This is a genomic window from Nocardia sp. NBC_01009 (genome assembly GCF_045208035.1).
Classification (GTDB): domain Bacteria; phylum Actinomycetota; class Actinomycetes; order Mycobacteriales; family Mycobacteriaceae; genus Nocardia.
The window spans coordinates 8,471,842-8,493,976 of the sequence record NZ_CP108695.1; the positions used below are offsets into that span (position 1 = coordinate 8,471,842).

25 protein-coding genes are annotated in these 22,135 nt (G+C 65.7%); 10 read left to right on the forward strand and 15 right to left on the reverse strand.

Going from position 1 to position 22,135, the window contains the following annotated elements:
• Window positions 1–336: 336 nt before the first annotated feature.
• The 11 genes from OHA42_RS38380 to OHA42_RS38430 all read right to left on the reverse strand — a co-directional run bounded on the left by OHA42_RS38380 (window position 337) and on the right by OHA42_RS38430 (window position 11,178).
• Entirely contained in the window at window positions 337–1,113 is a 777-nt protein-coding gene (locus OHA42_RS38380) for a patatin-like phospholipase family protein (protein ID WP_406239886.1), read from the reverse strand.
• A gap of 283 nt (window positions 1,114–1,396) precedes the next feature.
• On the reverse strand, window positions 1,397–2,533 hold the full coding sequence (locus tag OHA42_RS38385) for an IS30 family transposase (RefSeq protein ID WP_406239224.1): 1,137 nt from the start codon (window positions 2,531–2,533) through the stop codon (window positions 1,397–1,399).
• 495 nt (window positions 2,534–3,028) lie between these two features.
• On the reverse strand, window positions 3,029–3,697 hold the full coding sequence (locus OHA42_RS38390; RefSeq protein ID WP_406233324.1) for an MspA family porin: 669 nt from the start codon (window positions 3,695–3,697) through the stop codon (window positions 3,029–3,031).
• 62 nt (window positions 3,698–3,759) lie between these two features.
• Complete coding sequence (locus tag OHA42_RS38395) at window positions 3,760–4,434, reverse strand: MspA family porin (protein ID WP_406233326.1); 675 nt, start codon at window positions 4,432–4,434, stop codon at window positions 3,760–3,762.
• 321 nt (window positions 4,435–4,755) lie between these two features.
• Window positions 4,756–5,424 (reverse strand): MspA family porin, encoded by a 669-nt coding sequence (locus tag OHA42_RS38400; protein ID WP_406233328.1) that lies wholly within the window; start codon window positions 5,422–5,424, stop codon window positions 4,756–4,758.
• 62 nt (window positions 5,425–5,486) lie between these two features.
• Window positions 5,487–6,161: an MspA family porin gene (locus tag OHA42_RS38405; protein WP_406233329.1), complete on the reverse strand. Its 675-nt coding sequence runs from the start codon at window positions 6,159–6,161 to the stop codon at window positions 5,487–5,489.
• Between the two features lie 501 nt (window positions 6,162–6,662).
• Complete coding sequence (locus OHA42_RS38410) at window positions 6,663–6,812, reverse strand: hypothetical protein (RefSeq protein WP_406233331.1); 150 nt, start codon at window positions 6,810–6,812, stop codon at window positions 6,663–6,665.
• A gap of 38 nt (window positions 6,813–6,850) precedes the next feature.
• Window positions 6,851–7,345, reverse strand: coding sequence for a MogA/MoaB family molybdenum cofactor biosynthesis protein (locus tag OHA42_RS38415; protein ID WP_328413430.1), 495 nt, complete (start codon window positions 7,343–7,345; stop codon window positions 6,851–6,853).
• A 122-nt stretch (window positions 7,346–7,467) separates the two neighbouring features.
• The gene (locus OHA42_RS38420; RefSeq protein ID WP_406233333.1) at window positions 7,468–8,904 is read right to left on the reverse strand and encodes a trypsin-like peptidase domain-containing protein; all 1,437 of its coding nucleotides are present in this window, start codon (window positions 8,902–8,904) and stop codon (window positions 7,468–7,470) included.
• A 103-nt stretch (window positions 8,905–9,007) separates the two neighbouring features.
• A complete protein-coding gene (locus OHA42_RS38425; protein ID WP_406233334.1) occupies window positions 9,008–10,480 on the reverse strand; it encodes an ATP-binding protein in 1,473 nt (490 codons plus the stop codon).
• Between the two features lie 11 nt (window positions 10,481–10,491).
• Window positions 10,492–11,178 carry a response regulator transcription factor gene (locus OHA42_RS38430; RefSeq protein ID WP_406233336.1) on the reverse strand — a complete coding sequence of 229 codons (687 nt, stop codon included), beginning with the start codon at window positions 11,176–11,178 and terminating at the stop codon, window positions 10,492–10,494.
• 351 nt (window positions 11,179–11,529) lie between these two features.
• Between OHA42_RS38430 and OHA42_RS38435 the strand changes: the two genes are divergently transcribed.
• The 5 genes from OHA42_RS38435 to OHA42_RS38455 are packed head-to-tail and all read left to right on the forward strand — an operon-like array spanning window position 11,530 to window position 16,517.
• Complete coding sequence (locus OHA42_RS38435; RefSeq protein ID WP_406233338.1) at window positions 11,530–14,328, forward strand: ATP-binding protein; 2,799 nt, start codon at window positions 11,530–11,532, stop codon at window positions 14,326–14,328.
• Entirely contained in the window at window positions 14,325–14,732 is a 408-nt protein-coding gene (locus OHA42_RS38440; RefSeq protein WP_328406320.1) for a roadblock/LC7 domain-containing protein, read from the forward strand. The genes OHA42_RS38435 and OHA42_RS38440 overlap by 4 nt, the downstream gene beginning before the upstream one ends.
• A gap of 7 nt (window positions 14,733–14,739) precedes the next feature.
• Window positions 14,740–15,114: a DUF742 domain-containing protein gene (locus OHA42_RS38445; RefSeq protein ID WP_328406322.1), complete on the forward strand. Its 375-nt coding sequence runs from the start codon at window positions 14,740–14,742 to the stop codon at window positions 15,112–15,114.
• On the forward strand, window positions 15,095–15,718 hold the full coding sequence (locus tag OHA42_RS38450; protein WP_328406324.1) for an ATP/GTP-binding protein: 624 nt from the start codon (window positions 15,095–15,097) through the stop codon (window positions 15,716–15,718). Before OHA42_RS38445 ends, OHA42_RS38450 begins: the two co-directional genes overlap by 20 nt.
• Window positions 15,711–16,517: an MHYT domain-containing protein gene (locus tag OHA42_RS38455; RefSeq protein WP_406233340.1), complete on the forward strand. Its 807-nt coding sequence runs from the start codon at window positions 15,711–15,713 to the stop codon at window positions 16,515–16,517. The genes OHA42_RS38450 and OHA42_RS38455 overlap by 8 nt, the downstream gene beginning before the upstream one ends.
• A gap of 44 nt (window positions 16,518–16,561) precedes the next feature.
• Here the strand turns inward: OHA42_RS38455 and OHA42_RS38460 are convergent, their stop codons facing one another.
• Window positions 16,562–17,374 (reverse strand): VOC family protein, encoded by an 813-nt coding sequence (locus OHA42_RS38460; protein ID WP_406233342.1) that lies wholly within the window; start codon window positions 17,372–17,374, stop codon window positions 16,562–16,564.
• A gap of 189 nt (window positions 17,375–17,563) precedes the next feature.
• On the opposite strand from OHA42_RS38460, the gene OHA42_RS38465 reads away from it, so the two are divergent.
• On the forward strand, window positions 17,564–18,610 hold the full coding sequence (locus OHA42_RS38465) for a glycoside hydrolase domain-containing protein (RefSeq protein WP_406233344.1): 1,047 nt from the start codon (window positions 17,564–17,566) through the stop codon (window positions 18,608–18,610).
• Window positions 18,611–19,022: 412 nt separating this feature from the next.
• Here the strand turns inward: OHA42_RS38465 and rpmF are convergent, their stop codons facing one another.
• Genes rpmF through mrf form a run of 3 tightly spaced genes read right to left on the reverse strand, consistent with a single transcriptional unit; the run spans window position 19,023 to window position 20,786 of the window.
• Window positions 19,023–19,196 carry a 50S ribosomal protein L32 gene (gene rpmF, locus OHA42_RS38470; protein WP_406233346.1) on the reverse strand — a complete coding sequence of 58 codons (174 nt, stop codon included), beginning with the start codon at window positions 19,194–19,196 and terminating at the stop codon, window positions 19,023–19,025.
• A gap of 1 nt (window position 19,197) precedes the next feature.
• Window positions 19,198–19,479, reverse strand: a complete 282-nt coding sequence (locus tag OHA42_RS38475; protein WP_406233348.1) for a type B 50S ribosomal protein L31 — start codon at window positions 19,477–19,479, stop codon at window positions 19,198–19,200.
• Window positions 19,476–20,786 carry a ribosome hibernation factor-recruiting GTPase MRF gene (gene mrf / locus OHA42_RS38480; RefSeq protein WP_406233349.1) on the reverse strand — a complete coding sequence of 437 codons (1,311 nt, stop codon included), beginning with the start codon at window positions 20,784–20,786 and terminating at the stop codon, window positions 19,476–19,478. The genes OHA42_RS38475 and mrf overlap by 4 nt, the downstream gene beginning before the upstream one ends.
• 101 nt (window positions 20,787–20,887) lie before the next feature.
• Between mrf and rpmB the strand changes: the two genes are divergently transcribed.
• From rpmB to rpsR, 4 genes are read left to right on the forward strand one after another with little or no spacing between them, the layout of a single operon-like run.
• Window positions 20,888–21,124, forward strand: a complete 237-nt coding sequence (rpmB, locus tag OHA42_RS38485) for a 50S ribosomal protein L28 (RefSeq protein WP_328406336.1) — start codon at window positions 20,888–20,890, stop codon at window positions 21,122–21,124.
• An 11-nt stretch (window positions 21,125–21,135) separates the two neighbouring features.
• A complete protein-coding gene (gene rpmG / locus OHA42_RS38490; protein WP_406233351.1) occupies window positions 21,136–21,306 on the forward strand; it encodes a 50S ribosomal protein L33 in 171 nt (56 codons plus the stop codon).
• On the forward strand, window positions 21,306–21,611 hold the full coding sequence (rpsN, locus tag OHA42_RS38495) for a 30S ribosomal protein S14 (protein ID WP_406233353.1): 306 nt from the start codon (window positions 21,306–21,308) through the stop codon (window positions 21,609–21,611). Before rpmG ends, rpsN begins: the two co-directional genes overlap by 1 nt.
• A gap of 34 nt (window positions 21,612–21,645) precedes the next feature.
• The gene (gene rpsR / locus OHA42_RS38500; RefSeq protein ID WP_406233355.1) at window positions 21,646–21,900 is read left to right on the forward strand and encodes a 30S ribosomal protein S18; all 255 of its coding nucleotides are present in this window, start codon (window positions 21,646–21,648) and stop codon (window positions 21,898–21,900) included.
• The last annotated feature ends 235 nt before the right edge of the window (window positions 21,901–22,135 follow it).

Consider the following 22,135-nt stretch of genomic DNA (forward strand, 5'->3'; position numbering starts at 1 on the left):
CATAAGTCTCCACGGGCCGCAATGCCGCACGATCGGCCGGTGAGTACACGACCAACATGGATACGAAGCGATCCCACACTTGATCGAAAGCGCTGTGGTCAGAACCAGACATGGCGTGACCCTAAAGCGCGGCACCGACATCCACCCCACACCAATTTCCCCGACAGCCACGCAGTAGGACCGCACGATAGGCCGACCGTCCGCTGGTCGGCTGGCGGCGGCGAGTGTCGATCGACGGGGAACAGCTCGAAAACCGGCGCATCGGCGGCCACCCGACGGGCGAAAATTCAGCGCCACCTATCGCTGAGAGTCACAGCGGTGGTTTCGTCGGTGAGCTCAGGAGTCAGTTCTGAAGCGAGCGAATTGGGCACGCGTCGAACTGTTTTCGGTTTGGCGTAGGCCGGCCTGATACGCGGGAGCCCAGTTTGCGCGATCGTAGAGATTTGTGCCGAAGACCTCGAGCGCTGTGGTGTCCGGGCCGATGCGAACGACTGTCTCGGCAAGCGGCTCTGGTGACGGATCATCGGAGAACAGGTGTGCCAGCGGCTCGATGACCACGAGAGTTTCTGCGCCTGAGGCAAGGTCGGCGTTGGTGGCCGATCGTAGACCGCCGTCGATGTAGTAGCGCCCATTTACTGATATGGGTGGTTGGGCGCCTGGGAATGCGGTGCTGGCAGCGACTGCGGTCGGCAGTGGTACGCCGCTGTGCCTGTCCCAGACTGCCGGTTCGCCGGTTTCGGCGTCTACCACGGTGATTCGCAAATCTCGGTCGGGCCATTCGGATACACCGATCAGGCGACGCATCCGTTCGATCTGTTCGGTCGGGTCACCCATGCCGATTGTGAGGGCGAGTTCGCCGACACGGCGCCGTGCGGTCGCGGGTTGCTGACCTGGCTCGCGGAGTATGGCGAAAACCTCGCCTAGCCGGGGGTGTGCAGTATCTATCGGCGCGCTCCGCTGCTGTGTTCGAGCGGGCAGAGTCGCCAGTCGTTGCATCGGTTCGCCGGTGGCCAGGATGGCACCGGCGATCGCACCAGCCGAGGTACCGACAATCAGATCGGCGGAGGCCAGGTCGACACCGTGACGGCGCAGACCTGTGAGGAGGCCGGCCATCCATGCTGTGCCGACTACTCCACCAGCACCGAGCACCACGGCTGCGCGCGGAGTACTCGCCTGTTCTGTGTGTGCCACGACCACATCCTCGTCAGGGAAATCACCACGATACAGCGCAGTACCGACGAGCCCGCCTCACGTCGCGTGCGTGCGGCGATCTTGTCGTGCGAGGCAACAGCGCGGGCCGCAGGCACGAGTCGTGAACCGAATTCGCCTCCACGGGAACGCAAACGGGCCCGCCGCGGTGGGTGAATTCAAGGGGTCGTCGCAACACTGCCTGCTTTTAGCGGGTAAGTAGATCACGCAGACGCTCGGCTGGGGTTTCCCAGTCGAGCGTTTTGCGTGGACGATCGTTGAGTTGGTGAGCGACGTGTTCGAGGTCTTCGGGACCATAGACACTCAGATCGGTGCTTTTCGGGAAGTATTGGCGCAGTAACCCGTTCGTGTTCTCGTTGGTTCCGCGTTGCCAAGGACTCGCCGGGTCGCAGAAGTAGACCGCCATGTCGGTGGCCATCGAGAACTGCTTGTGCCTGGCCATCTCGGCGCCCTGGTCCCAGGTCAGCGACCCGCGCAGGTGGGTGGGCAGGGTCGAGATCGTCCGGATCAAGCCGTCACGGACGGTTTCGGCGTCGTGACCGCCGGGCAGGTGAACCAGCATCGTGTAACGGGTGGACCGTTCCACGAGGGTGCCGATGGCCGAACCACCGTCCTTGCCGATGATCAGATCGCCTTCCCAATGGCCGGGCACCGCACGATCTTCGACCTCGGCGGGCCGGTCACTGATCATGATCATCGCATCGACGAACCGGTGGGTGCGCTGATCTGATTTGCGATGCGGTTTCCGCCGGGTCCGTCCAGTTCGCAACGCTTGCGCGACTTCACGTCTCAGCCCGCCACGGGACTGGAAGTAGAGGGCTTGGTAGATCGTTTCGTGGCTCACCCGCATACTCTCGTCGTCGGGATAGTCCCTGCGGAGCCGGTGACAGATCTGTTCGGGAGACCGCTGCCGTGACAAACCATCGACCACCCACGCCCGCAAAGCCTGGTTGGTCACCAGTTTGGACCCCTTCGGACGCGCCCGCGCATCCGCGGCAGCCTTGTTCGCCTGATAGGGCAGGTAAAGCCCATCGATCCGGTGCGCCCGGACCTCCCGCGACACCGTCGATTTATGTTTACCGATCCGTGCCGCGATCCCCGTCAACGACTGCCCGATCAATAGCCCATCGGCGATATCGAGGCGGTCCTGCAACGACAGGTACCGGTCACTGATCGAAACAGGCTCGACACCAACGGGTTTGATCACCGCAGATGTGTACCGGCTTCCGGTCGTGTAGTCCACCACCGTGCCGTCGGGATGAATCCGCTTGTCCCCGGACCTGCGTATCCCAGCCCGCCAATCCCGGGCAGTTCGTTCGTTCACCCCGACCTCGCGAGCCGCCCGCGCCACCGACCACCCCGAGGCGATCAGCTCACTGAACCGCCTCTTGGCGTCGGGTTTGCCGCGAACTATCGGACCCACGCCGATCAGGCCATCGGCAACCAGAAAACGGCGCGCCACCGAGAAGGCCACCCCAGCGGTCTCGGCCGCCCGGTTCACCGATCCCGTCGCCTCGAACACCGACCTGATCAACTCCGGGTCCGCCGCCCGGGACGCACCCCTGGGTTTGCCCGCTGCACGACCCTGCGCACGCAGGATCGCATAGCAACGCCCCCGCCCGATCCCCAACGCCTCAGCTGCTTGCCTCACCGGGACCCCGGCATCGGCCAGCCGGGCCAGCTGATCACCGAACTGAACCAAATCCTCCGAAAACGACACGGTCGCCGCAACCTCTCACATCGAGAGTGTTGCGACGACCGCATGAACCCAAGGTGGCGACGGGCCCGTTCGTGTGTGCGGAGTTGGTGACCCCTATGTTCAGCCGAGACTGAACGGCCTGCCCCACAACGTCACCCAGGTGATGACGCTGTCGGTTTCGACCTCGACGCTGATGAACGACCGCGCCTGCGCGTAACCGGCACAGCCGTTCAGGCCGATGGTCTCATCGGCCCAGGTGACCGAGCCGCTGCCGCCCTTGAACTTGTTGCGCTTCCTGTGCGACTCGTTGCCGAAGTCGTCGGCCACTTCCTGGTCCAGGACGTAGAACGACTGCGACTGGCCCGGACCGAGCGTTAGGTTGCCACCGCTGTTGGCGCCGGCGCCGCCCTTGACGGTTTCGCCGCTCCAGTCGGCCGTGCCTTCGACACCACCGCTGACGCCGCCGCCCGCGATGTTCACCTGACAGCCGACGGTGTAGCCCGGGAAGATCTTGCCGCCGGCATCATCGGACACCTCGACCTGGGCGCTACCGGAGACCCACGCATTGCGATGCAGCGGCGTAGATCCCATGGACGGGTTGATATTGGCAGACTCGCCGACCAGGCGGATCGTCACGACGGTGCCGTCGGACAGCGTCTTGGAGATCTCACCTCCCGGCAGCGGCACGAAGGTATCGGCTTGCGCCGCTCCGGTGGACAAAAGACCGAGGGCGATGGTTGTCGCAGCACCGACACCCGCCACCTTGGCCATGTTTTTACGGTTGATCATTGGTTTCCCTCGAGGATTGAGTTCGCTTCAGCGAGAAGAGTTTTCGTTGGATTCGACAGACGTCAGCCGATGCTGAACGGCGCACCATAGAGGGTGGTCTTCGAGTAGTGGTCACCGATGATCTCCACGACTGTGTAGGAACGCGCTTGCGCATAACCCGCACAGCCCTGGATCTCGATTTCGGCATCCTGATACTCGACGGAATAGACGCCTGGTTTGAGAACGTCCTTCGAATCGATCGAAACGAACTTGACATCACCGGGGCCGAGATTGAGGCCGATCGAACCGCCCAGGCTGCCACCGTCGAGGGTGATGCCGCCCGAGAGACCCGCGGAGATCGCGTTGTCGGCGATACTGACCTGGCAGCCGACGATGTATCCGGTGGTGAGTGCTGAAACACCATGTGTCGAGGAGTTATTGGTGCCCGGAGCGTTGGTTGCGCCATTGGTGGGGCCAACCTCCCCCTCCGGGGTGACCGAGATATCGGCGATGGCGTTGCCCGATACCCAGACGACGCGACCAGCGCCGTTGGCGGCCAACGATGGTGAAATGAGCGCGCGCTCGGCAGTGTGCCTGATAGTCACGCCTGGACCGAACTTCTGACCGTCCGGCAACGGCACAAAAGTATCGGCGTTGGCAGCGCCGCTCGACAAGAGTCCCATAGCCACAGTTGCGGTGGCGGCGGCGCCCGCTATACGGACACCGCGACGCAACAGGGCGGGGTGGTTGTTACTCATACTTCCCCTCATCAGGTTCTAGCGGTCGGTCTCGGGGTTTGCCGAGGCCGAAAAACTCCCTTTCAGGTCAGCCGAGCGTGGCGGATTGGACTGTCCACCATGGGAACTGCCGACCATCTCGTTGATGAACGATCTTGGGGTTCTAATGTTATTTGTTTCCGTCACTTCTCTCAGGAAATTCGCCCAAGTGCCGCCGCACCGGTCCGTTGCCCGATACGATCGGCGATCATGTTGGGCACCAAAGGGTCTGCACACGAAACGGGCCCGTTGCGAATGCAACGGGCCCGTTTCGTGTGCGGCGGGTCAGCTACCCGCGAAGACTCAGCCGAGGCTGAAAGGCTTGCCCCACAACGTCACCCAGGTGATGACATTGTCGGTCTCGACCTCGACGCTGACGAACGCGCGCGCCTGGGCGTAGCCCCCACAGCCGGTCAGGCCGATGGTCGAGTCGGCCCAGGTGACCGAGCCGCTGCCGCCCTTGAACTTGTTGCGCTTCTTGTGCACCTCGCTGCCGAAGTCGTCGGCCTGTTCCAGGTCGAGAATGTAGAACGACTGCGACTGGCCGGGGCCGAGGGTCAGGTTGCCGCCACTGTTGGCGCCGACGCCGCCGGTGACGGTTTCGCCGCTCCAGTCGGCCGAGGCATCGACACCACCGGAGGCGCCGCCGCCCGCGATGTTCACCTGGCAGCCGACGGTGTAGCCCGGGAAGATAGACCCGCTGCCATCGCCGGACACCTCGACCTGAGCGCTACCGGAGACCCACGCGTTGCGGTGCACCGGGGTGGAGCCCATGGACGGGTTGATGTTGGCAGACTCGCCGACCAGGCGGACCGTCACGACGGTGCCATCGGACAGTGTCTTGGAGATTTCGCCACCCGGCAGCGGCACGAAGGTATCGGCATTCGCCGCGCCGGTGGAGAACAGGCCCATGGCGATGGTGGCAGCAGCACCGACACCGGCCACCCGCGCCACGTTCTTACGGTTGATCATGTTTTTCCCTCAGGGGTTGAGTTCGCTTCCGCGAGAAGAATGTTCGTGTGATTCGACCGATGTCAGCCGATGCTGAACGGCTGCCCGTAGAGGGTGGTCTTCGAGTAGTGGTCGCCGACGATCTCGACGACGGTGTAGGAACGCGCCTGGGCGTAGCCCGCGCAGCCCTGGATCTCGATTTCCGCATCCTGGTACTCGACCGAGTAGACGCCCGGCTTCAGGATGTCCTTCGAGTCGATCGAAACGAACTTGACTTCACCGGGGCCCAGGTTGAGGCCGATCGAACCGCCGAGGCTGCCACCGTCGAGGCTGATGCCGCCGGAGACACCGGCGGAGATCGCGTCGCTGGCGATGCTGACCTGGCAACCGACGATGTAGCCGGTGGTGAGCGCGGAGGCGCCGTGGGTCGAGGAGTTGTTGGTGCCCGGGGCGTTGGTCGCGCCGTTGTAGGGGCCGACGGTTCCTTCCGGAGTGACAGCCACGTCGGCAATGGCGTTGCCGGAAACCCAGACAACACGGCCGGCGCCATTGGCGCTCAGCGACGGCGAAATCAGGGCGCGCTCACCCGTGCGGTTGATGGTGACGCCTGTACCGATCTTCTGGCCGTCCGGCAACGGCACGAAGGTATCGGCGTTGGCAGCACCGGTGGAAAACAGGCCCATGGCCACGGCCGCGGCAGCGCCGACGCCCGCGACGCGGACACCGCGGCGCAGACCGATGGTGCGGTTCTCGCTCATACTTCCCCTCATCAGGTTCGAACAGTCAGCCTCGACCATCGAGGCTGGACGGTGGTCCTCTCAGGCCCAGCTCAGTTTGTGCTTCATTTGTTGCCGACTTGTAACCGGCTGTTATTTCGGCGCAACACTCTAGCCGGCCAGGAACCGAGCCCAGGTTCCGCCAGTTCGGCGCGTACGCGCCGAACCAGGCCCGCAAGGTCCAGCATGTGGGTGGCTCCCGGCGAACACTAAACGTTCGGTAACGGCGAAGCAACGTAAAGAATCGTTAATATCAATGTGATGTAGATCACGACAGCTGACATGCACATGTAGCTTGACGTGCATAAATAGCTGGAAAGTGTCTCGTTTTGAGCACAAATAGGGGCGGTAGGCGCAGAGAGGCCGCCCGTCAAATACGGGCCAAGGCCGTAAGTAATCGCCAAAATACATTCAGCCGGAAGTAATCACAGGTGGATATCGCCGATAACCGACCGTTATACGTAACTGGACAGTAGATGAGCCTCAGCCGTGGTGCGGCGGCACCTGCTCGCGGAGCCAGTCATCGGAGGGCGAACCCACCTCGGAATCCTGGTCGCGTTCGTCGCGCGTGGTGTCCGGCAGCGCGTCACCGAAGATTTTGTTCAGACGCGCGGAGTCCCTCGCCCGGCGCACGGCCGGGCGAGGGTCCTCGGAAGAATCCGGCGCCGGAATTATTCGGCCAATCCGGACAGCTCACCGATCACTCGGCTGGCAAGCGGACCGAGGGTGGCCATGCCGTCGCGGATCGCCGACCGTGTACCGGGCAGGTTCACCACCAGGGTGCTGCCCGAAACGCCGGCGAGACCACGCGACAGACCCGCGTCGAGCGAGCCCGCCACCCGGCCGGAGGAGCGCAGCGCCTCGCTGATGCCGGGCAGTTCCCGGTCCAGCACCTGTGAGGTGGCCTCCGGCGTGACATCGCGCGGGGACATTCCGGTGCCACCGACCGAGATGACCAGGTCGACGCCGCCGATCACCGCGGTGTTCAGCGCATTGCGGATCTCCACCTCATCGGCCTGAACCGTCACCGAAGCGTCGACGAGGAAACCCGCCTCGGTCAGCAGCTCGGTAACCAGTGGACCGAGCGAATCCACACCTCCATGCGCCGTTCGATCGTCGACGACCACCACAAGTGCGCGCCCAGCCACCGGAGTATCGATTTCCATGGTGCTCACCGTAGCGTCCGCATCCAGAAGCCGGGCGCCCACGCCCACAAGCTCTGCGTCCATCGCGAGCAGCTCGGCATCGACGGCGAGTCGGGGCGTCCAGTCGCCGGGCAGCACGCGCATCACCGGCCACCGCCCGCGGGCGCGCCGGAGAGGGTTACCTCGACGGTCTTGGCGTTGTTTCCCTGTTCGTCGGTGTAGGTCACCTTCACCTTGTCTCCTGGCTGATGTGAGCGGACCGCGGCGATGAGCGCGTTGCCCGAATCGATGGGCCGGTCGTCGAGCTTGGTCACGACCGCGCCCGGGGGAATGCCCGCCTTGGCAGCCGGGCCGTCCGGAGTTGCCTCCAGTACGCGTGCCGCGGTGTCCTGCGGCCGCAGCTTGATGCCGAGCTGCGCGTAGGTCGCGTGGCCGGTCTTGACGAGTTCGTCGGCGACCCGGCGGGCCTGATCGACCGGAATGGCGAAGCCGAGGCCGATCGAACCGCTCTGCTGGCCGGGCTGCTCGCCCGCGCCGAGGCTCGCGATCGCGGTATTGATGCCGATCAGCTTTCCGCTGCTGTCGACGAGCGCGCCGCCGGAGTTGCCCGGGTTGATCGCCGCGTCGGTCTGAATCGCGTCGATCACGGGATTGACCGAGGGATCGGGGGTGCCCTCGCCGTTGGTCGACACCGGCCGGTTCAACGCGGAGACGATGCCCGTGGTGACCGTACCCGCCAGGCCGAGCGGCGACCCGATGGCGATGACCGGCTGACCGACCTGGAGGTTCGAGGAGGCCCCGAGCTCGATCGGGGTGAGACCGCTCTTGCCGTTGACCTTGATGACCGCCAGATCCGACACCGGATCCGCACCGACCAGGGATGCGGGCGCGGTGCTTCCGTCGGAGAAGACCACTTCCATCTTGGCGTTGGCGCCGCCACCGGCAGCCACGTGATTGTTGGTGAGGATCAGGCCGTCGGAGGACAGCACCACGCCGGAGCCCTCCCCCTCGGCCCTATTGCTCGCCACCTTGATCATCACCACGCTCGGCAGCACCTTCTGCGCCACCGCCTGGGTGGAGCCCGCCGGGGTGTTGACCACGTTGTTGACATTGGGCTTCGGGGCATCGAGGGCGTTGGTCACGGCGGTGTGCCCGGTGTCCGACCGAGTGACGAGCGCGCCGACCGCGCCGCCGACGCCACCGCTGAGCAGAGCGAGCGCTACCGCACCTGCGACGAGCCCGGTCCGGATCGGCGGCCGCGCCGGTCCCGGATTCGGTTGCGCCCCGAAGGCCGCGCCGGGCATGGCGTCGGGCGGGATCGGCGGATCGAACGATGACGCGTTGTACTCCTGACCGGATTCATACCCCGGGAACGGCTGGGTGTAATGCGCTGCGGTCTGATGGGGAGCCGTCTGATGCGGCGCGGCCGGATAGTACTGCGGCTGCGGGCTGGACCAGGGCGGCCGCGCATACGGCGGACCCGGCTGTCCCGAGGCCGGGATCTGCTCAGTCGAATGAGAGCCGGTGGCGGCGCTCGCAGCTGACGGCTCCCCCTGCCGGTCCTTGGCATCCTCGCTCATGGTTTCTCGTTTCTCCTCACGTCTGCCGACCAGCTTGGCGGCGACGGCTTAGAGCGGACTGAGACCCCGCTATCAGTTGGCCGAGATCTTCCGATCCATCGGGCTACTGATCGCGTTCTTCGGTGGCGGCGCCCGCACCGGGCGCACCACCTTCACCAGGTAATACGATACGGATCAGGGCGCCACCGCGCGGTGAGGTATCGATGGTGATCGTGCCACCGTGCTTGGTGACCACCTGCTTGACAATGGCGAGACCGAGGCCCGAGCCCGGCATCGAGCGCGAGACAGTTGTTCGATAGAACCGCTCGAAGACCAGTTCGCGCTCATCGGCCGGAATGCCGGGACCTGCGTCGTCGACGGCTAGCTCGAGCAGCCCACGTCCGGCCTCGCGCATGGTGACATTCACCTGAGCCGCGGCCGGACTCCATTTGGCAGCATTGTCGAGGACGTTGAGGATCGCCCGCTCCAGCCCCGCCTCGTGGCCGTACACGAACCACGGTTTCAGTTCGGCAACGAACTCGATCGAGCCACGCCGCCGTCTTGCCCGTTCCAGCGCGCGCTCGGTCACTTCGCCGAGATCGATGCGGTCGTAGACGGTTTCGGGTGCGTCCTCCCGCGCGAGATCGACCAGGTCGCCGACCAAGGTGGACAGCTCCTCGATCTGCCCCATCACATCCGCACGCAGCCCGGCCATATCCTCGTCAGGAAGCGCGGGTGCGCCAGGACGGCTGGAGGCGATCAGCAGTTCCATATTGGTGCGCAGCGAGGTGAGCGGGGTGCGCAATTCGTGCCCGGCATCGGCGACGAGCCTGCGCTGCCGGTCGCGCGACTCGGCGAGGGCCCGCAGCATGGTGTTGAAACTCTCGGTCAGCCGGGCGAGTTCGTCGTCACCGGTGACGGGAATCGGCGTCAGGTCGTCGGTGCGGGCCACGCGTTCGGTCGCCGCGGTCAACCGTGCGATCGGACGGAGTCCGGTACGGCCGACCGCGGTGCCCGCCGCCGCCGCGAGCACGACGCCGCAACCGCCGACCACGAACAGCAGCCACGCCAGCCGGTCGAGCACCTCGCGGGTCGGCTGCAGCCGCTGCGAAATGATCAGCGTCGCACCGGAATGCGTCGGCATGGCGAGCACTCGCTGACTGCTCACGGTGCGCAGCGACGAGGCGAGTTCGCCATCCGCGACGGCGAACTCCTGACTGCCGACCGGCGGAATCGTCTGCTGTGGTGGCATGTAGGGCTTGTGGTCGGGGAAGACCAGCGCGACGCCGACATCGTTGGAATACAGCCCCGCCAGCACGATCGACTGGAAACCGAGGCTCTCGAAATTGTTGTTGATCATCGTGGCGGCGCGGGCTTTCAGCTGCGCGTCGACATCGGCGTACAGCGCGCGGGCCACCATCGCGTAGGCCGCGATCGAGGTCACCGCGACCGCGATGGCCACCACCGAGGCCGCGAGCAGCGTCACTCGCCAGCGCAGCGAGACCGATCTGGTCAACGGCATGGGCGGGCGCATCTCCGCCGAGTCCAGCGGACCGAGCGCGGCGACGGCAGGTCGCTTGGGAATTGAGCGGGCCATGATCCGGCGGCCTACGGAGGTGTTTCGCGCAGGACGTAGCCGACGCCGCGCACCGTGTGGATCAGCCGCGATTCGCCCTCGGCCTCGGTCTTGCGGCGCAGGTATCCGATGTACACCTCCAACGCGTTGCCCGAGGTCGGGAAGTCGTAGCCCCAGACCTCCTCGAGGATGCGACTGCGAGTCAGCACCCGGCGCGGATTAGCCATCAGCATTTCCAGCAGTGAGAATTCGGTGCGGGTCAGGCTGATCGCGCGCTCGCCGCGCGATACTTCGCGCGTCACCGGATCCAGCGACAGGTCAGCGAACGTCATCGTCTCCGACATCTCGCCGGCATCGGTCGTCCGTCGACGCAACAGTGCCCGCAGCCGGGCGAGCAATTCCTCCAGCGCGAATGGCTTCGGCAAATAATCGTCGGCGCCGGCATCGAGTCCAGCAACCCGCTCCGATACCGAATCCCGCGCCGTCAAAACCAGAATCGGCAGATCGTCTCCGGTACTGCGCAAGCGTCGGCAAACTTCGAGCCCATCCATCCGCGGCATCATCACATCGAGCACGAGTGCATCGGGTCGCTGCACGGTTGCTTTCTCCAACGCATCGAGACCGTCTACCGCGAGGTCGACGGAGTAGCCGTTGAAGGTCAGCGACCGGCGCAGTGATTCACGGACGGCGCGATCGTCGTCGACTACCAGAATGCGCATGCCACCAGTTTGACCGCACCGACTGAGAGTCGACTGAGAGGGCAGCTTCCGACACGCCGCGTCAGGCTCGTAGCCATCCCATGAGCAACACTGGTCGATGGACCAGCACCTTTCGTGACCTTCTACAGAACTTCCCGCGCCTGGGAACCAATTGAGTCTTGAATCATGTTCTGTATAGCCATATTCCGCGGAATATCAGACTGAGAGCCCCAGATTGCCGTGGCTCACTCTGCGCGGTATGTTCCCTGCGGTAAAAAGAAGACCTCTAGTTGGTTCTCAGCGGGTTGAATCAAAACCGAACAGCCACGCGCCATCCGGGGGCCACTCGTGAAGCGGAGGCAACGGAAGCGGATGGAAGCTGCACCGCGGTCCTGGCAATTCAGCTTGTCCAACTGGTCTGTCACTCGCAAGGTCGGCATCGTTCTGGTGCTTCCGGTGCTGCTGGCCACCGTGTTCGCCGTACTCCGTATCAACAACGAGCTGCGCACCATGTCGCAGTTGGACGCGGCGACCGAGCAAGTCATCATCATCCGCCCGATCGGCAAGTTCGGCACGGCCACCGAACAACTCGCGATCGCTGCGACCTCCTCATGGGGAAACATCGCCGATCCCGCGACCGACGCGGCGCTGACGAAATTCGACCAGGCGCTCGCCGACCTCGAGGCCGCGATGCGTACCTCCAAAGTCAGCAACCGGGTCAGCGCCGAACTCGCCTCCGCCGTCGCCACCGGCACCACCATGCGCAACAGCCTGCGCAACGGATCACCTGCGATGGTCGGCGAGCAGGCCGACGAAATCGCGGTGCGCATCGGCAACGCCTTCGCGATGTCGCCCTCGGTCGAAGACCTCATCATCCAGCGGTACTTCCTGCAGATCGGCGCGATCCAGACCTCGCGGCGCGTGCTCACCCAGCAGCGCATGCTGGTCGGCTCGCCCGAGGCAGGCCGCAATCCGGCCGTGCGCCCCCGAGTGCTCACCTCCGCGGGCGCCGAGATGACCATGATCAACACCTATGGCGTCATCCTTCCCGACAACTCCACCAACATGCGCCAGATGCTGGACGCAGTCTCCGTCCGGCTCGCGGCCTTCAGCCAGAACGCGGGCGATCCGACGTCCAATCCCGCAGTGCTCGATTCACTGCAAACCAGCGCCGACCTCTATGAGAAGACCACCGCCCAGCTGACCGACACCATCGACAAGGCACTCGCCAACCGGACCACCGAGGCCCAGACCGGCGCGCTACGGGAAACCACCATCGTGATCGGCATGCTGCTCGCCGGTCTCGCGCTCGCGCTCGCCGTCGCGCGCACCCTGGTCGTCCCGGTCCGCAGGCTACGACGCGACGCACTCGAGGTCGCGCACGTCAAGCTGCCGGAGGAACTCGCGGTAGTGCGCAGTGGCGGCGCGACACCGGAGATCACGCCGGTCGCCGTGCACACCACCGACGAGGTCGGGCAGCTGGCCCGCGCGGTCGACGAAATCCACGAGCAAGCGCTGAATCTGGCAGCCGAACAGGCCCGACTGCGACTGCAGATCGGGAACATGTTCGAAACTCTTTCCCGGCGCAGCCAGTCGCTCGTCGAGCAGCAGCTGGCACTGATCGAGGATCTGGAACACGACGAGGACGACGGCGAACGGCTACAGAGCCTGTTCCGCCTCGATCACCTCGCGACCCGCATGCGCCGCAACGGCGACAACCTGCTCGTGCTCGCGGGCACGGCACTGCGGCGCGGTCAGCTGCACCCGGTGCCGCTGTCGGACATGCTGTGGAGCGCGGTTTCTCAGGTCGAGGACTACCAGCGGGTCGAGATCGGCGCGGTGCCCGACGGCATTGTCGCGGGCGAGCCCGCGGTCGACATCGAGCACTTGCTCGCCGAGCTGATCGACAACGCGCTGCGCTATTCGCCGCCGACGACTCCGGTCGCGGTGATGGTCGCGCGCGCGGTGGACGGCGGCTACCTGATCGAGATCACCGACCGCGGCCTCGGCATGGGCCTCGACGATCTGCAGACGACCAACGACCGGCTCGCTTCCGGTGGTGAGGTCACCGTCGAAACCGCCCGCCGAATGGGTCTTTTCGTGGTCGGCAGGCTCGCAAAGCGGCACACCATCACGGTCAGCCTGCGCCGGACCTCGACGATGGCGCAGCAGCCCGGCATCACCGCGAGTGTGCATCTACCCGGTGCGCTCGTGGCGCCGCCGATGGATCCGGAGCCGACGCAGCAACTAATCGAAGCGCCCGCGGTGCCCGCCACACCGAGCCAGCCGCCGCGCACGCTGGTGCCGGTGCCGAGTCTGCCGCAGCGCGAACCACCGCGTTTCACCAGTTCCGGGCTACCGCAGCGTCGTCCAGCCATCCGGGTGGCCGACACGGCCGAGCAGCCCGCAATCGCGACACCGACGGTCGACGACTCCGAACCGCTGCCCGATATGTTCGCCGAACATCCGATCGAGACCCCGAGCCTCGAGCTGCCGAGGGTCGCGGCGTTCGGCCCGCCGGCCTCGGCATCGAAGTCGGCGGCACAGTCCTCCGTCGATGTGGACACCCAGGCCTGGCCCATCTTCGACACCGGCTCCTTCGAGGCCATCGATGATTCGACACCCGTCGCCGACATCGAACCGCAGGTGCCGCTCGGCACCGCGAGCGATACCTGGACCGAGGCCGACGCGGCGGTGACAACCGGTCCCAACCCGGTCGTCGACCGGGAGCCCGCGACGGTGTCGGCAGACGCACGACCGGCATCGCCCGCCAGAAAGCCCGCAGGCGCACCGGAACCCGCGACGGTCACCTCATCGCGGCTGCAGCCGGTGGCAGGCGAATCGCCGACGCCGATCTACCAGCGAATGGTCTCGGAATGGCTGGTCGAGCCCGCGACCTCACAGCAGTCGGAGGCGACCTGGTCCTCACCGGCGGCGGACGCGGGCTGGCTGGCCGCCGAGGACGCCGCCCGGCCGTCCACCACCTCCCGCACCGTCGGCGGTCTGCCGATCCGGCGCCCAGGAGCGCAGTTGGTGCCCGGTGGTCTTGCGCCTGCCGAAGACGCAGCAGCTCGTGATCCGGAGGAAATCCGGAGCAACCTCACCAGGCATCTCAGTGGGGTCCGCAGTGGGCGGGCCGATGCCCAGTACAACGACGGAGGGCTTGGATGACCAACGCGAACAGCACCACCGATGAAAACCTGAACTGGCTGGTCACCCGCTTCACCAGGGACGTCCCCGGGGTATCGCACGCAGTGCTGGTCTCGGCGGACGGCCTACTGCAGGCAACCAGCCCGCATCTACCCAGTGACCGGGCCGAACAACTGGCCGCGGTCACCGCAGGCCTCGCCAGTTTGTCGGCCGGTGCCGCACAGCTTTTCGACGGCGGCAAGGTGATGCAGTCGATCGTCGAGATGCAGCGCGGCTACCTGTTGGTGATGAGTGTCGGCAACGGCTCGCACCTGGCCGTGCTCGCCAATAAGGCACACGACATCGGCCGCATCGGCTACGAGATGGCCCTGCTGGTCGATCGGGTGGGCACGGTGGTCACCGCCACCGCCCGCACCGCCGTCTGAGGGTGAGATGTCCAGCCCCAACGGCCCCGGACAACACCGACCGGCCACACGCGTCAGACCGTATGCGCTGACCTCTGGGCGTACCGAGCCCGCGGTCGACCTGCCGCTTGAGGCTGTCATCGAAACCCTGTCTTACACTGCCCATCTCGACTGGCCATCGGGAGATCTCCGTACGGAGATCCTCAGGCTGGGCACCCACCGTCTCTCGGTTGCCGAGATCGCCGCGCACCTGGATCGTCCACTCGGAATGGTTCGGGTCATGGTCGGCGACCTGGTCGTCGACGGACACCTGCGGATGCATTCGACACTGACCGAAGAGGCGAGTTTTGACGAGCGCCGTTCACTGATGGAGAGGACTTTGCGTGGACTCCGCGCGTTATAACAACCTCGCACCGAACGATGCCGACTCCCGCGTCGCATCGACAAAAATCGTTGTAGCGGGTGGCTTTGGAGCGGGCAAGACAACCTTTGTCGGCGCGGTGTCGGAGATCGTTCCGCTGCGCACCGAGGCGATGGTGACCCGCTTCTCCGACGGTATCGACGATCTCGCCGATACCCCGGAGAAGGAAACAACCACGGTCGCCATGGATTTCGGGCGGATCATCCTGCCGGGCAACCTGGTGTTGTATCTATTCGGAACCCCGGGCCAGCGTCGCTTCTGGTTCATGTGGGACGACCTGATCCGTGGGGCTATCGGCGCGGTGGTGCTGATCGACACCAGACGGCTGGAGGACAGCTTCGCCGCGGTCGATTTCTTCGAGGCGCGCAAACTGCCGTTCCTCATCGCGGTCAACCGGTTCCCCGACGCGCCCCGCTTCCCGATCGCCGAATTGCGCGAAGCGCTTTCGGTGCGCGAGGGCGTGCCGATCGTGGACATCGACGCCCGCAACGCCATGGAGGTACGCCAAGCACTCGCCGCGGTGACCGAATACGCAATCGCCCAGCTGAAGGCCTCGGAACTGGAAGGAACCGCCTCGCATGCATGAGGTCCGGTTGTTCTCGCTCGGGAACAACGGTGCGGTGGACCAGTTCTCCATGGGGTACTGGATCGCCGCGCTCTCCTTGGGGATCTCGGTCGTCGGCGCGGTGGTCGGGGTGGCCTGCATCCTGCACGGTTCGCGGTCGATTCGCTTCCGGCTGGTGTGGCTCGCCTCGGCGGCCGTGTCGGTCGGCGGCGTCGGGATCTGGCTGGCCACTTCGGTGGTGCTGCTCGGCGTGCACGTGCCGGGCAGCGATGTGCGGTTCGACGCAGGCAGCCTCATCACGTCGATGGTCGTGGCATTCGTCGCGGTGTTCGCCGCGCTGGTGATCATCGGGCGCACCCTGCACCTGCCGCGCTTGATCGCAGGCGGCGTCGTCATGGGGCTGGGCACCGGGCTGTCGCTCTACCTCGGCATCGGTTCGATCCAGGTTCAGGGCTCGGTCGAGATTTCACCGGCGCTGGCCGCGGTATCGCTGACCGTCGCCATCATCACCGCGACCGCCACACTGTGGTCCGTACAGGCCTTCCAGTTCCCGATGGCACGAGCGGCGACGACGGTGCTGTTCGGCATCGGCGTGGCCGGGATGTACTACGCCGGTATCGGCGCGATCGAGCTCACCATCGATCCGACCGCGAAGGCGCCGACCGGACTTCCGCTGTTCGACTTCGTCTTCCCCATGTTCGTCATCGGGTCGCTGGCCCTGACCGTGCCGATCACCGCCGTGCTCGTCGCACCCGATCGGCGCGACACCGCGGCGATCGCCGAAACCACGCGGCAGGTCGGGCTCGAAGCGGCTCGCTGAGTCGCCTCGCGCCCGACCGGGTTCGCGTGCGGATCGAACCCGCCTCAGCCCTTCGGGGCAGGCATCTCGCCGGCGGCTCGACTCGGATCGATGATGCCGAACGACTCACCCTGCGGAGCCGCAAGGACCGCCGACCGCCCGACCGGGGAGTCCGACGCGGGCTGCAACACGGTGCCGCCCAGTTCGAGGGCCTTGGCGATGCCCGCGTCGACGTCGTCGAACTGGAACCACACCAGCCAGTAGTCCGGCATCGAGTCGCTCACCGTGGCCGAGTCGTCGGTCAGCCCGCCAACCCCTTCGGTCCGGCCCGGCGGGGTGAACATCAGATACTCGGCGTCGCCGAGTTGGAAATCGGCGTAGCTGAAGCCGAAGACATTGGCATAGAAGTCCTTCGCGGCCGGCAGGTCGCGGGTGTGCAGCTCGTTCCAGACGTAGGCACCGTGCTCGTTGTAGACCGCGGCGCCGTTGTGCTGTTTCGCTTGCCATACCGCGAAGGCCGCGCCGCTCGGGTCGGCGGCGACAAACATCCGGCCGAACTCCATCACGTCGAAGGTCGGCACCATCAACCGGCCGCCCGCGGCCACCACAGCGTCGGCGCTGGTGTCGGCGTTCACGACGGCGAAGTAGGTCGTCCAGGCCGACGGCATCCCGGGCATGGAGTCGGGCTTCGGCCCGATGCCCGCCACCGCCGCGCCGGATTTCGCCGCCATCAGATAGCCGCCCGCATCCGGGCCGCCGTCCTGGATCTCCCAACCGAACAACTGGGTGTAGAACTCACTGGCCTTCGCCGGGTCGTCGACCTGACAGTCGATCCAGGCGGGTGTGCCGGGTTGCCAGGCCTCGTTGCGTATGGGCATTGGACATCTCCGTTTCGATGAGTTTCGTATCGACAAACGGCCGAGCAATCGCCTTCTCACAACTCCGCGGTGCACACACCATCTCGGCGACCACGCGAACCACCCACAGTCAACCAGCCGGGACCGCCAGTTTTCGCGGGTTCGACAATGCCGCCGATTTCCGTGCCCGACCGTCTTACAGTGAGAGATATGCGTTTCGGTCTGGACTACGCCGCGGGACGCCCTGGGGGTGCAGCAATCCGCGCGGCAGGGTTCGACTTCGTGGTGCGCTACCTGTCCGATGGCGGCCCGACACTGCCGGGAAAGCTGCTCACGCCCGCCGAGGCCGACGATCTGCGGGCGCACGGGGTGTCGATCGTATCGAACTGGGAAACCACCGCCGCCCGCATGCTCGACGGCCACAGTGCTGGCATCGTGGATGCCCGCGCGGGCCTGGCGCAGGTGCTGCGCTGCGGTGGCCGCCGGGACCGGCCGATCTACTTCTCCGCCGATTTCGATTCGACGCCGCAGGATCAACTCGCCATCAACGCCTACCTGAATGGTGCGGCAACGGTGCTCGGCGCCGCGAATGTCGGTGTCTACGGCGGGTATTGGTCGGTCAGCAGGGCGCTGGACGTGGGCAGTGCGGCGTGGGCGTGGCAGACCGATGCCTGGTCGGGGACCAATGTCGAGACTCGCCGCAATATCCATCAGACGCTGCGCCAGGTGGTGGTCGGCGGGGTGCTCTGCGATGTGAACGAGGCCGAAACCGAAGACTTCGGCCAATGGGATTTCCTACAGGAGGAACCGGACGTGACGCCGGAACAAGCGGCAGTGCTGCGTGACATCCAGATTCAGCTGCGTGGGCCCGGACTTGCCGGCTGGCCGCAGTTGGGCACCGACGCCGATGGCCACAGCCTGACCCTGGTGGACGGACTGGCCGCGGCACTGCACCGGATCGAGGACCTGGAGCGCGAATCAACTGGATTGCGAACGCAAATCAGCGAATTGCGGACCGAGATCAGTGAACTGGAGGCCACGACAGCCGATTTGGTCGATGAGGTCGAGCGGTTGAACGGGCGGCATTGGCCGTGGCCGTTGTCCCTGATCGAAGGTCCCGCGGCGCTCGTCGCGGAGCAGCTGGCCCGACTGGAGTCCTTGTTGCCGGACTTGCCCGGTATGCCCGGTCATGGCGAATCGGCGCAGGATGACCGAGCCGAGATCGCACAGCCGGCACAGCTCGGAACCGTGCAGTGAACTGAACGTCGCCCACAGCCCCACTGTTGCTGGATCGGCTGGGGACGCGCGAATCACAGGGGGACAAAGGGATTCGGAAGATCGAGATCGGCCGATTCGGCCGGAAGTTTGGCGATGAGCGGGTTCTCTCGGGGGTCCAGGAGAACCCGCCCTCTCGCACGAGGGTACCGGCGTAGGGACACGAAATCATCACTTCATGAGGACTTTTACGGACACCAAAAACCAACCCTCAGTACGTATTTCAACCATTGGCTACCGCATCGCAACCGCGTCGTCAAAGAATTGCCATGTGGCGCAGGACACATCGGTAGCTCATCGATTGCCCACACCGCACCAGATGCAGCAGTGGGCCGGCCGGTTGCCCGGCCGGCCCACTGTTGTTCGAGCACACTGCGTTCGAACCGGACCTCGATCAGAGCCGATCGAGGTCGATCAGCCCACGTCGCACCGCCTGCAACAACCGGCGCGGCACCTTGTGCACAACACCTCCGACGGTGACCGGCACCAGGTCCGGCGGTGTCGCCTTCCACTGTGCGCGGCGGCTGCGGGTATTCGACCGCGACATCCTGCGCTTCGGAACCGCCATGTCAGCCCTCCCCTCGTCCGGGCTGGGACGCTCCGCGGGCCCGCCTGCCGTACTTGCGCTCGAACTTCTCCACCCGGCCCTGGGTATCCATCACGCGGTGCGCTCCGGTCCAGAACGGGTGCGAATCGGACGTCACGTCCACCATGAGCAACGGGTAGGTGTTGCCGTCCGACCACTGCACCGTCCGCGTGCTGGTGGAGGTGGACCTGGTCAGGAACTGCTTACCGGTGCTCGAATCCTCGAAAACCACCGGGTGATAGTCCGGATGTATTCCGATCTTCATGTGCTTTCTCCTTTCGGGCTTTTCGACTGTCCCGCACTGCCTTCCACGGGCAGGCCGGTCGATTCACCGGTCTCGCACGGGTCGGTGTGCCATTCGCCGAACGGGTCTTCCCACTGCGCCACCAGTTCGGGCGCGCGTTCGAGCAGGCGTAGTTCGTCGTCCTCGACAAGGGCCCAGTACAGGGCCTGGCGAATCTCGGCAGGATCGGCGTCGTGCACCAGGATCACCAGCGAGGTGTCCCGATCGCCGAACCTGTCGTCCCAACGCAGTGCGGCCATCGCCCGCCGAGTCGGATCGGCGCTTTCCAGCTCCGCAGGGCTCATTGCCGCCAGCCACGGTCCCGCACCGCCGACGCGCAGGCCGCCGCCCGCCGACTCCAGCCACACCACCTCGTCGGGCTGAGTGGCGAGCCAGATGCGGCCGCGTGCGGTCACCACGCCGTCGAACAGCACGTCGAGCGCTTCGTGCAGGCGCACGGGATGGAAGGGGCGGCTCGCGGCGAACTCCATCAGCGCAACTGCGTGATCGGCGCCGAGCGGTGGCTGTCCGCGCAGGAGCGGCGCGTGCGCGTCGAAGACCCGGCCGCGCCGGGAGTCCACGGGAATTCGAGTGAGCAGGGTCTCGATCTCCTCGGAGCCGGGACCGTCGGGGGCCACCCAGGCGACGGGGGCTCCGGGCACCAGCCTGGCCAGCACCGCGCCGAGCCGCATCCGCTCCAGCGGATCACCCGAATCACCGAGCGCCACAACGGCATCGGCGAAATCGACCTGGCCGACCGCGAGCTGCGCGACGGTCCGCTCGTCATCCGCAGTGGCGAGGCCACGCTCGGCGAGCGTCTCCTCACCGGTCGCGTCGGCGAGCCACCGCTCGGCCTCGAGGCAGGTCACCACGGCCTCGAGGCGCACGTCGCGACCGGCGGGCCCATCCACCCTGCCGACGATGCCGGTGACGACGACATTCTCGATCGCCTGGCAGACCGCTTCGGCTTCGAACGCCGGGTCGAGCGCGAGCACAATGCGATACACCGAGTCGCGCGCGGCCAACGTGCACAGCAGTGGCAACAGATCCATGCGCAGGGTGCACGAGACGCAACCGTGCGCGAGTTCGAGCACCGCCGAGGTCTCGTGCTCGCCGGTGCGCACCGTCCGATGCACGATGCCCTCGCGCAATCCACTCAGGTCGTGCCGAATGGTCACGGTGCCTGGCGTCGTGCGCAGCGCATCGGCCGCGCGGTCCACACCCGCCGTCGCACGTCCGGAAGATCCGGCGATCACCACGACGGGCGTTCTCCGGTCGGACTCGATCACCGGAACCCCTTTCGATAACGATTTTCATTTACAGTAGCTCGACGGTACATTGTCGAACAGCCGTTGTCGAAAATGATTATCATCTACTGGAGGGAGACCGCATGTCGGCCCACTGCCAGGTCACCGGGCGCAAGCCGGGGTTCGGTAAGTCCGTGTCGCACTCGCATAAGCGGACGAGCCGTCGCTGGAACCCCAACATCCAGCGCAAGACCTACTACCTGCCCAGCGAGGATCGGCGCATCACGCTGACCGTCTCCGCCAAAGGCATCAAGACCATCGACCGGGACGGGATCGAAGCCGTTGTGGCCCGGATCCGGGCTCGCGGCGACAAGATCTGAGAGGAACACCGATGGCATCCAAGTCGACCGAGCTCCGGCCGATCATCAAGCTGAAATCCACTGCGGGAACCGGATATACGTACGTCACCCGAAAGAATCGGCGCAACGATCCGGACCGGATGGTGCTGCGCAAATACGACCCCGTGGTCGGCAAGCACGTCGATTTCCGCGAGGAACGCTGATGGCCAAGAAATCGAAGATCGCACGCAACCAACAGCGCAAGGAGGTCGTCGCGCGCTATGCCACCCGGCGCGCCGAGCTCAAGGAGCTGATCCGAAACCCGGCCACCGCCGACGCCGACCGGGCCGTCGCGCAGTCGGCGCTACAGCGGCTGCCTCGCGATGCGAGTCCGGTACGATTGCGCAATCGGGACGCCGCGGACGGACGGCCGCGCGGTCATCTCCGGAAGTTCGGACTCTCCCGTGTGCGAGTGCGCGAAATGGCCCATCGGGGCGAATTGCCCGGTGTGCACAAATCGAGCTGGTAGACAACCACTGTTCTCGTGAGAAGGAACCCGTCATATGGCAGTCAAGCGAGCACCCTCGAAGAAGGTTCGCGCCGAACAGAACCGGCGGCCCAAGAAGAACCCGCTCATCTCCGCGGGCATCGAGACCGTCGACTACAAAGACGTGAATCTGCTGCGCACCTTCATCTCCGACCGCGGCAAGATCCGCAGCCGCCGGGTCACCGGGCTCACCCCCCAGCAGCAGCGCCAGGTCGCCGTCGCGGTGAAGAACGCCCGCGAGATGGCACTGTTGCCGTTCACCAGTCGGTAAGCCCACCCCGACCAACGACCAGGGCCGATCACGGCGCAGTCATCCAGCTCCGCAGTCATTCGGTCGCGCGAATCGCCACTGACGCGACCACCACGGAGCGAGTCTTACGAGCGACCCGTTCGCGGCCCGTTTCGCGTCCGAGTCGTCGAAGCTTGAAGCGCCGGGGCTGACGAAGGTCCGACAACCGCGCATGCACCAAACGCACAAGTCCCGAGGACCGACGCAACCACCACGG

What these genes read in the sequence shown, in the direction of transcription:
- OHA42_RS38380 (WP_406239886.1), bottom strand. Translation starts at nt 1,113, where the DNA reads ATGGCCGGCCTCCTCACAGGTCTGCGCCGTCACGGTGTCGACCTGGCC.
- OHA42_RS38390 (WP_406233324.1), bottom strand. Translation starts at nt 3,697, where the DNA reads ATGATCAACCGTAAAAACATGGCCAAGGTGGCGGGTGTCGGTGCTGCG.
- OHA42_RS38395 (WP_406233326.1), bottom strand. Translation starts at nt 4,434, where the DNA reads ATGAGTAACAACCACCCCGCCCTGTTGCGTCGCGGTGTCCGTATAGCG.
- OHA42_RS38400 (WP_406233328.1), bottom strand. Translation starts at nt 5,424, where the DNA reads ATGATCAACCGTAAGAACGTGGCGCGGGTGGCCGGTGTCGGTGCTGCT.
- OHA42_RS38405 (WP_406233329.1), bottom strand. Translation starts at nt 6,161, where the DNA reads ATGAGCGAGAACCGCACCATCGGTCTGCGCCGCGGTGTCCGCGTCGCG.
- OHA42_RS38415 (WP_328413430.1), bottom strand. Translation starts at nt 7,345, where the DNA reads ATGGAAATCGATACTCCGGTGGCTGGGCGCGCACTTGTGGTGGTCGTC.
- OHA42_RS38420 (WP_406233333.1), bottom strand. Translation starts at nt 8,904, where the DNA reads ATGAGCGAGGATGCCAAGGACCGGCAGGGGGAGCCGTCAGCTGCGAGC.
- OHA42_RS38425 (WP_406233334.1), bottom strand. Translation starts at nt 10,480, where the DNA reads ATGGCCCGCTCAATTCCCAAGCGACCTGCCGTCGCCGCGCTCGGTCCG.
- OHA42_RS38430 (WP_406233336.1), bottom strand. Translation starts at nt 11,178, where the DNA reads ATGCGCATTCTGGTAGTCGACGACGATCGCGCCGTCCGTGAATCACTG.
- OHA42_RS38435 (WP_406233338.1), top strand. Translation starts at nt 11,530, where the DNA reads ATGGAAGCTGCACCGCGGTCCTGGCAATTCAGCTTGTCCAACTGGTCT.
- OHA42_RS38440 (WP_328406320.1), top strand. Translation starts at nt 14,325, where the DNA reads ATGACCAACGCGAACAGCACCACCGATGAAAACCTGAACTGGCTGGTC.
- OHA42_RS38445 (WP_328406322.1), top strand. Translation starts at nt 14,740, where the DNA reads ATGTCCAGCCCCAACGGCCCCGGACAACACCGACCGGCCACACGCGTC.
- OHA42_RS38455 (WP_406233340.1), top strand. Translation starts at nt 15,711, where the DNA reads ATGCATGAGGTCCGGTTGTTCTCGCTCGGGAACAACGGTGCGGTGGAC.
- OHA42_RS38460 (WP_406233342.1), bottom strand. Translation starts at nt 17,374, where the DNA reads ATGCCCATACGCAACGAGGCCTGGCAACCCGGCACACCCGCCTGGATC.
- OHA42_RS38465 (WP_406233344.1), top strand. Translation starts at nt 17,564, where the DNA reads ATGCGTTTCGGTCTGGACTACGCCGCGGGACGCCCTGGGGGTGCAGCA.
- rpmF (WP_406233346.1), bottom strand. Translation starts at nt 19,196, where the DNA reads ATGGCGGTTCCGAAGCGCAGGATGTCGCGGTCGAATACCCGCAGCCGC.
- OHA42_RS38475 (WP_406233348.1), bottom strand. Translation starts at nt 19,479, where the DNA reads ATGAAGATCGGAATACATCCGGACTATCACCCGGTGGTTTTCGAGGAT.
- rpmB (WP_328406336.1), top strand. Translation starts at nt 20,888, where the DNA reads ATGTCGGCCCACTGCCAGGTCACCGGGCGCAAGCCGGGGTTCGGTAAG.
- rpmG (WP_406233351.1), top strand. Translation starts at nt 21,136, where the DNA reads ATGGCATCCAAGTCGACCGAGCTCCGGCCGATCATCAAGCTGAAATCC.
- rpsN (WP_406233353.1), top strand. Translation starts at nt 21,306, where the DNA reads ATGGCCAAGAAATCGAAGATCGCACGCAACCAACAGCGCAAGGAGGTC.
- rpsR (WP_406233355.1), top strand. Translation starts at nt 21,646, where the DNA reads ATGGCAGTCAAGCGAGCACCCTCGAAGAAGGTTCGCGCCGAACAGAAC.